The organism is Streptomyces sp. NPDC047117, from assembly GCF_040643545.1.
Lineage (GTDB): Bacteria > Actinomycetota > Actinomycetes > Streptomycetales > Streptomycetaceae > Streptomyces.
On record NZ_JBEYUN010000024.1, the window covers coordinates 63,233 to 76,434 of the forward strand.

The following is a 13,202-nucleotide window of genomic DNA, read 5'->3' on the forward strand; positions in this document are numbered from 1 at the left end:
ATGACCCACACCATCCGCCAGCACTCGCGCGCGACCGCCGCGCTCGCCCTGACGGCGGTTCTCGCGCTGACCGCCACCGCCTGCGGGGACGACGGCAGTGGCGTCGCGGGCGAGTCCGGCGCCGAGGGCTCCGGCAAGGGCACGATCACGTTCTGGGACAACAACGGCGGGGTCCGTACCGATGTGTGGAAGGAGATCATCAAGGACTTCGAGCAGGCGCACCCCGACATCGAGGTCGACTACGTCGGGGTCGCCGCGACCGAGGTGCAGTCCAAGTACGACACCGCCATCCAGGGCGGCGGCCTGCCCGACGTCGGTGGCATCGGCGCGGCCATGCTCGCCGGCATCAGCGCCCAGGGCGCGCTGGAACCGCTCGACGGGCGCCTGAAGGACAGCGCGCTCGACGGCAAGCTCAACACGCGCATGGTGAAGAGCGTCCGCTCGGCCGCGGGCGGCAAGCAGCTCTACACCGTCCCCATGCACGCCACCAACGGCGTGCTCTACTACCGCACCGACCTGTTCAAGGCCGCCGGCCTGCCCGCGCCCACCACCTGGTCGGCGTTCTACGAGGCCGCCGGGAAACTCACCGACAAGGGCGCCAACAAGTTCGGCTACACCATCCGCGGCGGCGCCGGCTCCATCGCGCAGGCGCTGGACGCCATGTACGGCCAGTCCGGCATCACCGGCTTCTGGAAGGCGGACGGCCTCCACACCACCGTCAACGACCCGAAGAACGTCGCGGCGCTGGAGAAGTATGTCGCGCTCTACAAGAAGAACACCCCGGCGGCCGACATCAACAACGACTTCACCAAGATGGTCGCGCAGTGGGACAGCGGCGAGATCGGCATGCTCAACCACAACATGGGCTCCTACCAGGACCATGTGAAGGCGCTCGGCACGAAGAAGTTCCGTGGCATTCCGAACCCCACGCTGGACGACGGGACGCGGGTGATGGTGTCCAACCCGGTCGACGGGCTCGGCCTCTTCAAGTCCGGCAAGAACAAGGCCGCCGCCTGGAAGTTCATCGAGTTCGCCGCCTCGCACGAGTCCAGCAGCAAGTGGAGCGAGTCGGCCGGCACCGTCCCGGCCAACCTCGAAGCCGCCGAGGACGACTGGGTGCAGAAGTCCGAGACCACCAAGCTCGGTGCCGAGGCGCTGAACAGCGACCGGACGAACATCGTCGACCTGCCGTACTACCTCCCCGACTGGAACACCATCTCCAAGGCCGACAACGAACCCGCCTTCCAGAAGGTGCTGCTCGGCAAGACCACGCCCAAGGCGTTCCTGGACGCGCTCGCCGACCAGTTCAACGTGGCCCAGGCCGAGTGGAAGCAGCAGGAAAAGTGACCCTCACCGGACACCGGCCGGCCGCGGCCCTCGTGGCGGCGGTCTGCGCCCTGCTCGCGTTCACCGCGCCCGCCCCGGCCCAGGCCGCCCCGCCCGGCCCGGATGTCCCGCTCGGCCGTGACGTTCTGCCGCCGCGTGACGGCTGGGCGTCCGCCGCCGGTGGTACCACGGGTGGGGCCCGGGCCGATGCGGCGCACACCTACACCGTGACGACCTGGGACGGGCTGCGGGCGGCGCTCGCCGACGACCCCGGTGTCCCGCGCATCGTCCAGGTCAAGGGCGCCCTGGACGCCACCGCCGACGGCTGTGCCTCCTTCGCGGCCGACGGCTACGACTTCGCCCGCTACCTTGCCGACTACGACCCCGCGGTCTGGGGCCGGGACCGGCCCGTCAGCGGCGTCCAGGAGGACCTGCGCGCCGCTTCGCAACGCAATCAAGCAGCCGCCATCACGGCGTACGTGCCGTCGGACACCACCCTCATCGGCGTCGGCGCGCACGCCGGGATCACCGGCGGCAGCCTGCGGATCGAACACGCCGACAACGTCGTCGTCCGCAACCTCACCGTGGAGAGCCCGCTGGACTGCTTCCCGCAGTGGGACCCCACCGACGGCGCGACGGGCGCCTGGAACTCCGAGTACGACGGCGTGGTCGTCACCGGCTCCACCCACGTCTGGCTGGACCACAACACCTTCACCGACGGCGCCCATCCCGACAGCTCACTGCCGTCGTACTACGGCGAGGTCTACCAGCGGCACGACGGCGAGCTGGACATCGTGCGGGGCGCCGACCTGGTCACCGCGTCCTGGAACGTCTTCGCCGACCACGACAAGACCCTGATGATCGGGAACAGCGACAGCGCGGGCGCCACCGACCGCGGCAAGCTGCGCGTCACCCTGCACCACAACCTCTTCCGCGACGTCACCGAGCGCGCGCCGCGCGTCCGCTTCGGCAAGGTCGACACGTACAACAACCACTACGTGGTGGGCCCGGAAGCGGCGTACGCCTACAGCCTCGGCATCGGCATCGAGTCCCGGCTCGTCGCCGAGAAGAACGCCGTCACCCTGCCGGCCGGCACCGGCGCCGGCCGCGTCCTGAAGAAGTGGAAGGAGGCACCGGTCACCGCGGTGGGCAACCGCGTCAACGGCCGCCCGGCCGACCTGATCGCCCTGCACAACGCGGAGTTCCCCGACGAGCCGCTGGCGTCCGGAGCGGGCTGGACGCCCACCCTGCGGACCCGCGTGGACGACCCGCGAGCCGTCCCCGGACTCGTCGGCCACCGGGCGGGCGCGGGCCGACTGCGCTGACGGCTGCCGGGGGCGCGGACACCCGGCCGAGGCCGGTGATTCTGCCGATGTGCCGGGAGCCGCACGGCACGAGAGTGGCAGCCGTCATCGACCGCGACCGAGAGGAACGTCGCCGTGCAGCAGCACAGCAGTGTGTCCGTCAGCGCTCCGGAACGCCGGGGGCCCGGCCGGCTCAGAACCCGCCTGACGCGGTGGGGCCTGGCCGGACTCCTGGCCGCGGGCGGCCTGCTCACCGCCCAGGCGGTGCCCGCCGGGGCCGCGGACAACCCGTACGAGCGGGGACCCGCGCCCACGGAGTCCAGCATCGAGGCCTCCCGCGGCTCGTACGCCGTCTCCCAGACCACCGTCTCCTCCCTGAGCGTCACGGGCTTCGGCGGCGGCACCATCTACTACCCGACCTCCACCGCCGACGGCACCTTCGGGGCCATCGCGATCTCGCCCGGCTACACCGCCTACCAGTCGTCCATCGCCTGGCTCGGCCCGCGGCTGGCCTCCCAGGGCTTCGTGGTGTTCACCATCGACACCAACACCACGCTCGACCAGCCCGACAGCAGAGGCAGGCAACTCCTCGCCGCACTGGACTACTTGACCGAGAAGAGCTCGGTGCGCACCCGGATCGACAGCAGCCGGCTCGGCGTCATGGGCCACTCCATGGGCGGCGGCGGCACGCTGGAGGCCGCCAAGAGCCGGCCGTCCCTCCAGGCGGCGATCCCGCTGACCGGCTGGAACCTCGACAAGTCCTGGCCGGAGATCACCACTCCGACCCTGGTCGTGGGCGCGGACGGCGACACGGTCGCCCCGGTCGCGTCCCACTCCGAGCCGTTCTACGAGAGTCTGCCCGGCTCGCTCGACAAGGCGTACCTGGAGCTGAACGGCGCCACGCACTTCACGCCGAACACCTCCAACACCACGATCGCCAAGTACAGCATTTCGTGGCTCAAGCGGTTCATCGACAACGACACCCGCTACGAGCAGTTCCTCTGCCCGCTGCCCCGGCCGAGCCTGACGATCGAGGAGTACCGGGGCAACTGCCCGCACACCTCCTGACGGGAGGCGGTGGAGCGACCGACGGGGCCGGTGAGCCGGCCGGACGGAGGGGTTCCGTGACCGGTTACACGCCAGTAACGTGACGGACGTGACCGGAACGCAGCCCGCGCACTGTCCTCTCCGGATCCACGGCAGGGACACCGAACTGTCCACCGCGCACACCTTCATGAGCGGCCTGGAGCACGGTACGGGAGGCGCTCTGGTGTGCGCGGCCGACCCCGGCCTCGGCCGTACCGCCTTCCTCGAACGCGCCGTCCAGGACTTCCGGCCGGGCCGCGCCCTGCTGGTGCGGGCCGCCGCCGCGGACGGCGCACGGCCGCACGGAGGAATCCGCACCCTCCTCCGTGCGGTCACCGGCATGTGGCCGCCCGCCCGCCCGGCCGCCGGCACCGGACAGGGCGGCGAACGAAACGCCCTGCTCAGGGCGTTACGCACCGCGGCCGCCGGCCGCCCCCTCCTGCTGTGTGTCGACGACCTCCACCTGTGGGACCCGCCGTCCCGCGCGGAACTGGGCCGTTGCGCCGCTCTCCTCCGTACCTCGCCGGACCCCGTCGGCCTGCTGCTGTCGGTCGCCGACCACCGCGCCCACGACCCCGCCCTCGCCGGGCTGCCCCGCCTCCGGCTCGGCCCCCTCGACGGCCCCGCGGCGGCCGCGCTCCTCGGCGACCTCACCGACGGCCGTGCCGCCCCGGCCGTCCGGGAGGAACTGGCCCGCGCGGCCGACGGAAACCCCCGGCTGCTCGGCGAACTCGCCGCCGGCCTCACCCCGCCCCAGCTCACCGGCCTCGCCCCGCTGCCCCGGCCGCTCGCCGACCCCGCCACGCTCCTCCGCGCCTGCGGAGCACGCCCCGCCGAGCTGCCTCCCGCCACCCGCCGGCTCCTGCTGCTGGCCGCCGCCGCGCAGGAAACCCACCCCGACGGGCCGGGCGCCGACGCGGCACTCGTCCTGCGGGCCGCGGCGGCCGCCGGGCTCGGCGCGCCGGCCCTGGAACCGGCGGAGGATGCGGGGCTGGTGCGTACCGAGGGGGAGCGCCTCCGCTTCGGCAGCGCGCCGCTGCGCCGCGCCCTGTACGAGTCCGTGCCGCTCGCCCGGCGCCGCGCCGCCCACGCGCTCCTGGCCTCGGTGTGCGAGGAGGACGCTGCCCTCCGGCTGCCGCATCTGGTCCACCGCGCCCTGGCGGCCGAGGGGCCCGATGCCGGACTCGCCGGGCGGTTGGCCGCCGCCGCGCGGGCCGAGGGGCCGTATCTCTCGCACGAGGAACGCTCGGTGGCGCTGGCCGTCGCGGCGCGCCACACCGAGGACGGCACCGACCGCGCCACCCGGCTGACCGAGGCGGCCGACCACGCGCGGCTCGCGGGCAGGCCCGCGCGCGCCCGCGAGCTGCTGGTGCCGGTGCGCGCGCTGCCCGCCGCCCTGCCGGTACGCGGCCGGGCCGAACTGGTCCACGGCCTGCTGTCCCTGCGGGACGGCCCGGTCGCCGACGCCAGGGAAGAACTCCTGCTGGCCGCCGCCCTGCTCGGCCCCCACGACGCGGCGGCGGCCCTGACCGCACGTCTCGCCGCCACGGAGGCCGCCTGGGCCATGGGCGACGCGGCGGCGTACGTGGAGGCGCTGGGCGGCGAGCGGAGCGGGGCGGATACCCCGGCTGACGCGCCCGACGCCCGGACCGGGAACGCCGCCCCGGGCGGGCGGCTCCCCGACGACTACCGCACCGGTATGGCCGCCGTGCTGAGCGGGCGGCTCGATGCGGGGGTCGGGCCGCTCCGCCGGCTGCTCGCACACACCGAGCAGGCCGAGGACCCCGAGGTGCTGCTGCGGGCCGGGGTCGCCGCGCTGGTCGTCGGCGACCTCGCGGCGGCCTGCCGGGTCAACGCCCGCGCCCTCGCGGCCGCCCGCGCGCTGGGCCGCGCCACGCTCGTACCACAGGCCCTGGAGCACCTGGCGTACGGCGAACTCCGGGTCGGCCGGCACCCCCGGGCCCGCGTCCACGCCGAGGAGGGGCTGCGGACCGCGCATCGCACCGGACAGCGCAACATCGCCGCCCACCAGCACGCGATCCTGGCCCTCGTCGCCTCCGTCGAGGGCGACACCGACGCGCTCACCACCCACGCGGCAGCGGCCACCGCCGTCGCGGCGCCGCACGGCCTGGTCCAGGTTGCCACCCTCACCGGCTGGGCGCTCGCCCGGGCCGACCTGGGCGCCGGCCGCGTCGACGAGGCCGCTGCCCGGCTCGGCCCGCTGGTGCGCCCGGGCCCGCGCCAGGGCCATTTCGCCGTCCGCATGCTGGCCGTGCCCTGTTATGCGGAGGCGGCGGTGCAGGCGGGCGCGCCCGACGCGGCGCGTGCCGCCGTTGCGGAGTTCGCCGTCTGGGCCGACCTCGGCGCCGACCCCGCGGCCCCCGCCCAACTGGCGCGCTGCCGTGCGCTGCTGGCGGGGGCCGGTGGCGGCCGGCCGGCGGCGGCCGACGCGTACTACGAGGAGGCCCGCGCCCGGCACGAGGACACCGTCAACGACTTCGAGCGCGCCCGGACCCTGCTGCTGCACGGCAAGTGGCTCCGGCGGCGCCGCCGCCCCGGCCCCGCCCGGGGGCTGCTGCGGGACGCGCTCGTCGCCTTCGAGGGGTGCGGCGCCCGCGCCTGGACCGATCAGACCCGCGCCGAACTGCGTGCCACCGGGGACGCGCCGGCCGGCGCGGAACCGCCGGCCGCCGGGCGGGCGGGGCCGCTCGCGGAACTCACCCCGCAGCAGCTGCGGATCGCCCGCTGCGTGGCGGAGGGCGCCACCAACCGCGAGGTCGCCCTCCGGCTCTCGGTGAGCCCCCGGACCGTCGACCACCATCTGCGGAACGTCTTCGCGGTGCTGGGCGTGCGCTCGCGGCTGGAACTGGCCCGCCTGGTGGACCGCGCCGGGGACTCCACCGCGGCCCTGTGACCGTCCGGCCGCCGACCGCCGTCCCACACTCCCCGGCTCAGGCCGCGAACGGCGGGGTGAGGCCGGCCGGTGGCGGGTTGAGCCGGGCGAAGCCCTCCTGGCGCTGGTACGGAAAGTGGGGGTACGGCGCGGTCCGCGCGCTCGCCGCGTCCAGCCGGGCCACCTGTTCCGGCATCAGTTCCCAGCCGACGGCGCCGATGTTCTGGCGGAGCTGCGCCTCGTTCCGCGCGCCGATGATCACGGAGGAGACGGTCGGCCGCCGCAGCAGCCAGTTCAGGGCGATCTGCGGGACGCTCCGGCCCGTCTCCTGCGCCACGTCGTCGAGCGCGTCGACCACCCGGTACAGGTGCTCCTCCTCGACCGGCGGGCCGTAGTCGGCGGTTTCGTGCAGCCGGCTCCCGGCCGGCGGTCTCGGCGCCGCTCTACTACCGCGTGCTGGCCAGCGGCGATCCGCTGGACGAAGCGGCGGCGGCGCGGGCGGCCGGAGCCGCGGCGGCCGCGGCCCGGGCAGGCGTGTACGTACGCGGCGGGAATCCGGAGGTCTGAGGCCGCCGGGCCGGGCCGGTCACCGTACGACGCGCAGCCAGAGGTTGGTCGACATCGGCCTCTCGGACACCTCCAGGCGCTCCAGCCGGACGTCGGCGCCGCCCGGCTGCGCGAAGAACCGCACCCCGTCGCCGAGCAGGACGGGGTGCACGAACACCAGGATCTCGTCGAGCTCCCCCGCGGCCAGGCACTGCCGGGCGAGGTCGGCGCCGAGCACGCTGACGTACTTCTCGCCCGCCGCCTCCTCGGCCGCGGCGATGCCGCTGGGCAGGTCGCCGACGAAGGTCACGTCCGGGACCGCCTCGCGCGGCGGGTGGTGGGTGACGACGAACTGCGGCCCCTCCCAGCCCCCGCCGAACGCCTTCCCTTCTGCCTCGGTGCCCTTGTTCGGATCGTCGCCGTGGAAGGTGCGATTGCCGATGAGCAGCGCGCCGACCTGCGGGATCAGCCGTTCCACGTCCGGATCCGGGCCGAAGAACGGGACCAGCCAGGACATGTCCCCGCCGGGCCCGGCGATGAAGCCGTCCAGCGACATGCTCGCGGAGTACAGCAACGTGGCCATGCCCCCACGCTAGCCCTCGGCGCCTGCCGGTGCCTCGGCGGACGCGCCCGTGTGCCGCGCGACCCCGCCGCACGTATCGCTCCGCTCATCCCTCGCGCATGACGATCCGTCGGGCGAAGTGCAGGGAGTACGTGAAGAGGTCCGCGACCCGGTCGTCGGTGAGGCCGTACCAGCCGTGGTCGGCCCCCGGTTCCCGCCGCAGTTCGGCCGGTGCGCCGGCGGCCCGCAGCGCGTCGGCGAGGGCTTCGCTGTGTGTGCACGACACCATCGTGTCCGCGTCGCCGTGCACGAGGAGGAACGGCGGGGCGTCGGCGTCCACATGGGCGAGCGGACTGGCGTCGCGGGCCCGTTCCGGGCAGTCGGCCGGGGCCGCGCCGAGCAGCAGCGCCTCGGGCGTACCGGCGTCGTGCGGGTCGAAGGGCCCGCGGTGCGTGGTCAGGTCGCTGGGGGCGTACCAGACGACGGCGCCGACGGGGGCCGGGGTGGCGGGGCCCGGGGAGAGGGCGAGGAGGGAGGCCAGATGGCCACCGGCGGACTCGCCCCACACCACCGTCCGGCCGGTGTCGATGTCCAGTTCGGCGGAGCGGAGCGCGAGCCAGCGCAGCGCGGCACGCAGATCGTCGAGCGGGGCAGGGAAGGCGGCCTCACCGCTGAGCCGGTAGTCGGCGCAGGCGACGGCGAGGCCCGCCGCCGCGAGGCGCGTGAACGGCCCCGGCTGCCAGTCGCGCGTCCGCATGCCCATGTCGTCGCGTCGGCCGCGCCGCCAGGCGCCACCGTGCACGAACAGCACCAGCGGGGCGGGCCCGGCCCCGCTGCTTTCCGGCAGCCACAGGTCGAGTTCGAGCGCACGGCTGCCCGCGAGTTCGCCGTAGGGCACGCCGCGCAGGACACGTACTCCGGGCGCGCACGGGGCGGCCGGCGGCAGCGGGGCGACGTCCGGGTGCGGCGCGGGGATCAGCTCCCGGACCGTCGGGGCGGCGCCCGTCACCGGGCCCGCCACTGGTGGTCGGGGAGGAACCGCACGTCGTACTCCTGCGGGACGGTGCCGAACTTGTGCGGCGCGGGGACGACCGGCTCCCGTGGCAGCCCCGGCTGTTCGGTGGGCGCACCGAGGGTCTCGAAGAACCGCTCGAAGGTGCCGCCGGGGCCCGCCGCGACGCCGACGACCTGGCTGTGGTGGCGCTCCATGCGGTAGGCGTGCGTGCAGTTCTTCGGCACGAAACCGAAGTCGCCCGGGGTGAGCAGCTTCTCCTGCTCCTCGCCCCCGGTGTCCACGACGAAGAGCCGGACCGCGCCGGCGGTGACGTAGAAGACTTCGTAGGTGTCGGCGTGCACGTGGGCCGGGATGATGTCGCCCTTCGGGCCCTCGACGGTGAAGAAGTTGAAGGTGTTCTCGGTCTGCTCGCCGCCCGCGTAGACGGTGATCAGATCGCCGAAGAGGTGGGCCCGGTCGCCCTCGCCCTTCTCGATGAAGTACGGCCTGCCGGGCTCGGGCGGTATGCGGGAGGCGCTCCGGTAGCGGGTGGCGTATTCGATGGTCATCGTCTCTCCTTGGACGCGGCAGACGAGTGTCAGGCAGGCTGACATTCGTTGTGTCAGGTAGGCTGACATAGAAATCCGGGCCATGGCAACCGGCCTCCCGGCGCCCGGCACGAGTCCGACAGGAGAAAGGGGCGGACGTGACGGCGGACCCCCATCGCAGCCTTCCGCAGCTGCTCGGCGACGCCCGGCGCTGGTTCGACGAGGGGCTGCTCGCGGCCATGGCCGCCGACGGCGCGACCCCGGTCTCGCTGCCCCAGCTCCAGCTCTTCGCCGTACTGGACGAGGCGGGCACCACGGTGTCCGAGCTGGCGCGGCGCATGGGTGTCACCCGGCAGACCGCCCACCAGGCCGTGCACGGCCTGGTCGACGCCGGGCTGCTGGAACAGACCGCCCACCCCGCCTCCGCCCGGCAGCGCCTGATCCGGCGCACCCGGGCCGGCGCGCACGCGCACGAGCAGGCGGAGCGCGTCCTCGCACGGCTGGAGAGCCGGCTCGCCGAACGCATCGGCCGGGAGACGGCCGACGCCCTGCGCGCTGCCCTCGAAGCCCCGTGGGGTGACCCGCCCGACCTGGGCCCCGCGTAGGACGAACACGTCCGGGCCCCGTACCCGCTTCCGGTGTCGGCTCCGGCGCGACGCCGATTCCGGTGTCGGCTCCGATCCGGCGATGATCTGTAGCCGTGACGAAGTGGGCGCCGCCCTGTCAGTAGGCATCAAGAAGCGACAAGCCGTGCCCCCGCCCAGGCCGGGATGCTGCGATGGCAGATATCCCGAGAGAGCAGGCAACAGGACGCCTCACCTCGACGAGGAGCGGATGATGCCGGGTGGGACGGTGGGGGCCGCCGGGGGCGGGCAGGGACTCTTCCGGGGGCTCCTGGAGGCGGCGCCGGACGCGATGGTCATCGTGGACGACGAGGGCATCATCCAGCTGGTGAGCGCCCGGATCGAAACACTCTTCGGGTACGCGCGCGCCGAATTGCTGGGCCGGCCCGTCGAGACCCTGGTACCGGAGCAGTTTCGCGCCCGGCACTCCGTACACCGGGGCGCCTACGTGGACCGTCAGGAAGTCCGCGCCATGGGCGCCGGGATGGAGGTGCACGGACTGCGCAAGGACGGCAGCCGGTTCCCCGTCGAGATCAGCCTCAGCCCGCTGGAGACCACCAACGGGCTGCTCATCTCCGCCACCGTCCGGGACGTCAGCGAACGCAAGGCCGCCGAGGCACGCATCAACGAACTCGCGGACCTCGTCGAGTCCTCGCACGACGCCATCCTCGCCAAGACCCCCGACGGCCGCATCACCTACTGGAACGCCGCCGCCCAGCGCCTGTACGGCTATACCGCGGAGGAGGTGATCGGCCGGCACGTGTCATTGCTCGTCACCGAGGAACGCAAGGACGAGATCGCCCGGATCCTGCACCGGCTGCGCCGCGGCGAGAAGATCGAACACTTCGAGACCATCCGGGTCAGCAAGAGCGGTCGCCTGCTGGACGTCGACGTGACCGTCTGGCCGACCCGCGACGCCGACGGCACGGTCAACGGCGCCTGTGCCATCGCCCGGGACATCAGCGACCGCAAGCGGACCGAGGAAGAACTCACCAGGCTCTACAAGCAGCAGCGCGACATCGCCCTGACCCTCCAGCACAGCCTCATGGGCACCCCGCCCGAAGTGTCCGAACTGGACACCGCGAGCCGCTACCTCCCGGCGACGCAGGGGGCCGGAGTGGGCGGCGACTGGTTCGACCTCGTACCGCTGGGCGCCGGGCAGGTCGGCGTGCTCATCGGCGACGTCATGGGCCGCGGGCTGGAGGCGGCCGCCGTGATGGGGCAACTGCGGTCCGCCGCCAACGCCCTGGCCAGAACGGGCATGGCACCGGACCGGCTCATGCAGGTGCTGGACACGGTCGTCGCCGACCTCCCCGGCCAGCTCGTCACCTGCTGCTACCTGGTCATCAGGCCGGACGCCGGGCAGCTGACCATCTGCTCGGCCGGACACCTCCCCGTCCTGCTGGCCGCGCCAGGCGAGGGTGTGCGCACGCTGCCGGCCCCGGTCAGCGTGCCACTCGGCGTCGGCGGCATCCCGCACCAGCAGGCCGCCATCACCGTCCCGCCCGGCTCCGTCCTCGCCCTCTACACCGACGGTCTGATCGAGACCCCGGGCAGTGACATCGAGGACCGGCTGGGCGCCCTGCACGAGGAGTTCGCCACCGCCTTCAACGTGGCGCGGGACCTGGAGGCCGCCGCCGACCGGCTCCTCGGCGCGCTGCTGCCGGGCGCCAAGCCGGACGACGACGATGCCACGCTGCTGCTCCTGCGGTTCCCGGCCGGCCCGCTGGCCAGCGTCGTCACCGAGCTGCCCGCCACCCCCTCCGCGGTCTCCGACGGCCGGGCCTTCCTCGCCTCGGCCCTGAGCCGGTGGGGCCGCACCGAGGCGGCCGACGAGGCGTGCCTGCTCGTCTCCGAGCTCCTCACCAACGCGATACGGCACGGGGAAGGACCGCTCCTGCTGCGGCTGCGCATGAGCCGCTCCGAACTCACCGCGGAGGTCAGCGACCGCAGCCCACGCCGGCCACGGCTCCGGCTCGCCGGCACGGACGAGGAGTCCGGCCGGGGCCTCTTCCTCGTCGACGCCCTCGCCGACAGCTGGGGCACCCACCCGACGGACGACGGCAAGACCATCTGGTTCACCCTCCGGCTTCCGCAACGCCGTTGACGGGCGGATCCGGCCGCCGGCCGCGGCGCAGGCCCCGCTTCCGCTCCTGCGGGCCGCTGCCCTCGGGGAGAGGGAGCGCGGACAGTATCCGACGGGTCTCGACCAGCAGTTCGCCCATCGCCGCCGCGGACGGGCCGGTGTGCTCGCCGTAGGCGTCCGCCAGGTCGTCGTAGAGCTGCCAGGCATCCCGCGCCGCCCGGTGCTGCCGCTCCCGTACCGACGGTGTGTCCCCGGCCTCGTCGAACAGGTCGGCCTCGGCCGCGCACGCCTCCGCCGTCCGCTCGGCCAGCTCCGCGTACCGGTCGAGGAACGCGGGCGTGGGACGGGCGAAATGGCTCTCCTCGTCCACCGACGTGGCCAGTGTCCGGGTGATGACCGACAGGTGCTCGGCGATGCCGTGCCAGCGGGCGTCCTCCGACTCCGGCGGGGGATGCGGTCCGGTCCGCCGGAGGTTCCAGGCCGGGTTCAGCCGCAGGCTCTCGTCGGTCCACTGCCGGGCATCGGCCAGCTCGCGCAGGATCGGCTGGAGGCGCCGCGCCCGGTCCCGCCACTCCTCGGCCTCGGCCGTGCCCCAGTCCTCCCGCAGCTCCGCGGACATGTGGCGGAGCAGGTCGGCGCTGTCGCGCGGCAGGCGCTGCAACTGCTCACGGACGTTGCGCAGATGGACGGGCGGGAAGACGAACGCGTTCACGGTGATGCCGATGACGGCGCCGATGCAGGTCTCCAGCATCCGGTGGCCCACTTCGCTGAGCGAGTAGGCGCCGTACGTGATGACGAACAGCGCCGTCGTCGCCCCGTAGACGCCCTGCGCGCCGAAGCGGCGGTAGGTGCCCACCAGGGCCAGCACCGGCAGCGCGATCATCATGGCGCCGAGGGTGGAGCCGTTGGCCAGTGCCATGGCCAGGGACGCCCACACGGCGCCGATGACGATCACACAGATCTGCTGGAGTCCGGAGCGCAGCGAGCGGTAGACCGTCGCGTCGACCAGCGCGAGCGCCGTCCACGGCGCCATCAGCGCCAGCGGGGCCTTCAGCCACCACCCGGCCAGCGCCCACGCGGCGATCGCCGCCCCCGCCATCTTCAGCGCCTGGACCATCGCGTCGCGCTCCGGGCCCGAGGCGCGCAGCGCGAAGCGCACCGTACGCCCGACCGCGGCGACCTCCCGCCGCAGCCATCGCCACCCGGCGGCGATCCGTTCCCACACCGTCAACCG

10 protein-coding genes and 1 pseudogene are annotated in these 13,202 nt (G+C 74.0%); 6 read left to right on the forward strand and 5 right to left on the reverse strand.

The genetic code is table 11. From position 1 onward, the window contains the following. The 4 genes from ABZ840_RS33250 (at nucleotide 1) to ABZ840_RS33265 (ending at nucleotide 6,630) form a co-directional block, all read left to right on the forward strand. Nucleotides 1–1,347 carry a sugar ABC transporter substrate-binding protein gene (locus tag ABZ840_RS33250; RefSeq protein ID WP_361566283.1) on the forward strand — a complete coding sequence of 449 codons (1,347 nt, stop codon included), beginning with the start codon at nucleotides 1–3 and terminating at the stop codon, nucleotides 1,345–1,347. Continuing rightward, entirely contained in the window at nucleotides 1,344–2,651 is a 1,308-nt protein-coding gene (locus tag ABZ840_RS33255; RefSeq protein ID WP_361566285.1) for a pectate lyase, read from the forward strand. Before ABZ840_RS33250 ends, ABZ840_RS33255 begins: the two co-directional genes overlap by 4 nt. Before the next feature lie 210 nt (nucleotides 2,652–2,861). Continuing rightward, nucleotides 2,862–3,698, forward strand: coding sequence for an alpha/beta hydrolase (locus ABZ840_RS33260; protein WP_361566407.1), 837 nt, complete (start codon nucleotides 2,862–2,864; stop codon nucleotides 3,696–3,698). A gap of 88 nt (nucleotides 3,699–3,786) precedes the next feature. Continuing rightward, nucleotides 3,787–6,630 (forward strand): helix-turn-helix transcriptional regulator, encoded by a 2,844-nt coding sequence (locus ABZ840_RS33265; protein WP_361566288.1) that lies wholly within the window; start codon nucleotides 3,787–3,789, stop codon nucleotides 6,628–6,630. Between the two features lie 37 nt (nucleotides 6,631–6,667). Here the strand turns inward: ABZ840_RS33265 and ABZ840_RS33270 are convergent. From ABZ840_RS33270 to ABZ840_RS33285, 4 genes and pseudogenes are all read right to left on the reverse strand, one after another. Continuing rightward, nucleotides 6,668–7,036, reverse strand: a pseudogene (locus tag ABZ840_RS33270) (aldo/keto reductase); the annotation flags it as partial. Between the two features lie 159 nt (nucleotides 7,037–7,195). Beyond that, on the reverse strand, nucleotides 7,196–7,738 hold the full coding sequence (locus tag ABZ840_RS33275; RefSeq protein ID WP_361566290.1) for a dihydrofolate reductase family protein: 543 nt from the start codon (nucleotides 7,736–7,738) through the stop codon (nucleotides 7,196–7,198). 85 nt (nucleotides 7,739–7,823) lie between these two features. Next, nucleotides 7,824–8,726 (reverse strand): alpha/beta hydrolase, encoded by a 903-nt coding sequence (locus tag ABZ840_RS33280; RefSeq protein ID WP_361566292.1) that lies wholly within the window; start codon nucleotides 8,724–8,726, stop codon nucleotides 7,824–7,826. Continuing rightward, nucleotides 8,723–9,280: a quercetin 2,3-dioxygenase gene (locus ABZ840_RS33285; protein ID WP_361566295.1), complete on the reverse strand. Its 558-nt coding sequence runs from the start codon at nucleotides 9,278–9,280 to the stop codon at nucleotides 8,723–8,725. The genes ABZ840_RS33280 and ABZ840_RS33285 overlap by 4 nt, the downstream gene beginning before the upstream one ends. Nucleotides 9,281–9,417: 137 nt before the next feature. On the opposite strand from ABZ840_RS33285, the gene ABZ840_RS33290 reads away from it, so the two are divergent. Next, nucleotides 9,418–9,864 (forward strand): MarR family transcriptional regulator, encoded by a 447-nt coding sequence (locus tag ABZ840_RS33290; protein WP_361566298.1) that lies wholly within the window; start codon nucleotides 9,418–9,420, stop codon nucleotides 9,862–9,864. A gap of 232 nt (nucleotides 9,865–10,096) precedes the next feature. After that, nucleotides 10,097–11,989 carry a PAS domain S-box protein gene (locus ABZ840_RS33295; protein ID WP_361566301.1) on the forward strand — a complete coding sequence of 631 codons (1,893 nt, stop codon included), beginning with the start codon at nucleotides 10,097–10,099 and terminating at the stop codon, nucleotides 11,987–11,989. On the opposite strand, the gene ABZ840_RS33300 is transcribed toward ABZ840_RS33295, so the two are convergent. Next, nucleotides 11,961–13,193: an FUSC family protein gene (locus ABZ840_RS33300; protein ID WP_361566410.1), complete on the reverse strand. Its 1,233-nt coding sequence runs from the start codon at nucleotides 13,191–13,193 to the stop codon at nucleotides 11,961–11,963. The genes ABZ840_RS33295 and ABZ840_RS33300 overlap by 29 nt on opposite strands. Between the last annotated feature and the right edge of the window lie 9 nt (nucleotides 13,194–13,202).

What these genes read in the sequence shown, in the direction of transcription:
- ABZ840_RS33250 (WP_361566283.1), top strand. Translation starts at nt 1, where the DNA reads ATGACCCACACCATCCGCCAGCACTCGCGCGCGACCGCCGCGCTCGCC.
- ABZ840_RS33275 (WP_361566290.1), bottom strand. Translation starts at nt 7,738, where the DNA reads ATGGCCACGTTGCTGTACTCCGCGAGCATGTCGCTGGACGGCTTCATC.
- ABZ840_RS33285 (WP_361566295.1), bottom strand. Translation starts at nt 9,280, where the DNA reads ATGACCATCGAATACGCCACCCGCTACCGGAGCGCCTCCCGCATACCG.
- ABZ840_RS33295 (WP_361566301.1), top strand. Translation starts at nt 10,097, where the DNA reads ATGCCGGGTGGGACGGTGGGGGCCGCCGGGGGCGGGCAGGGACTCTTC.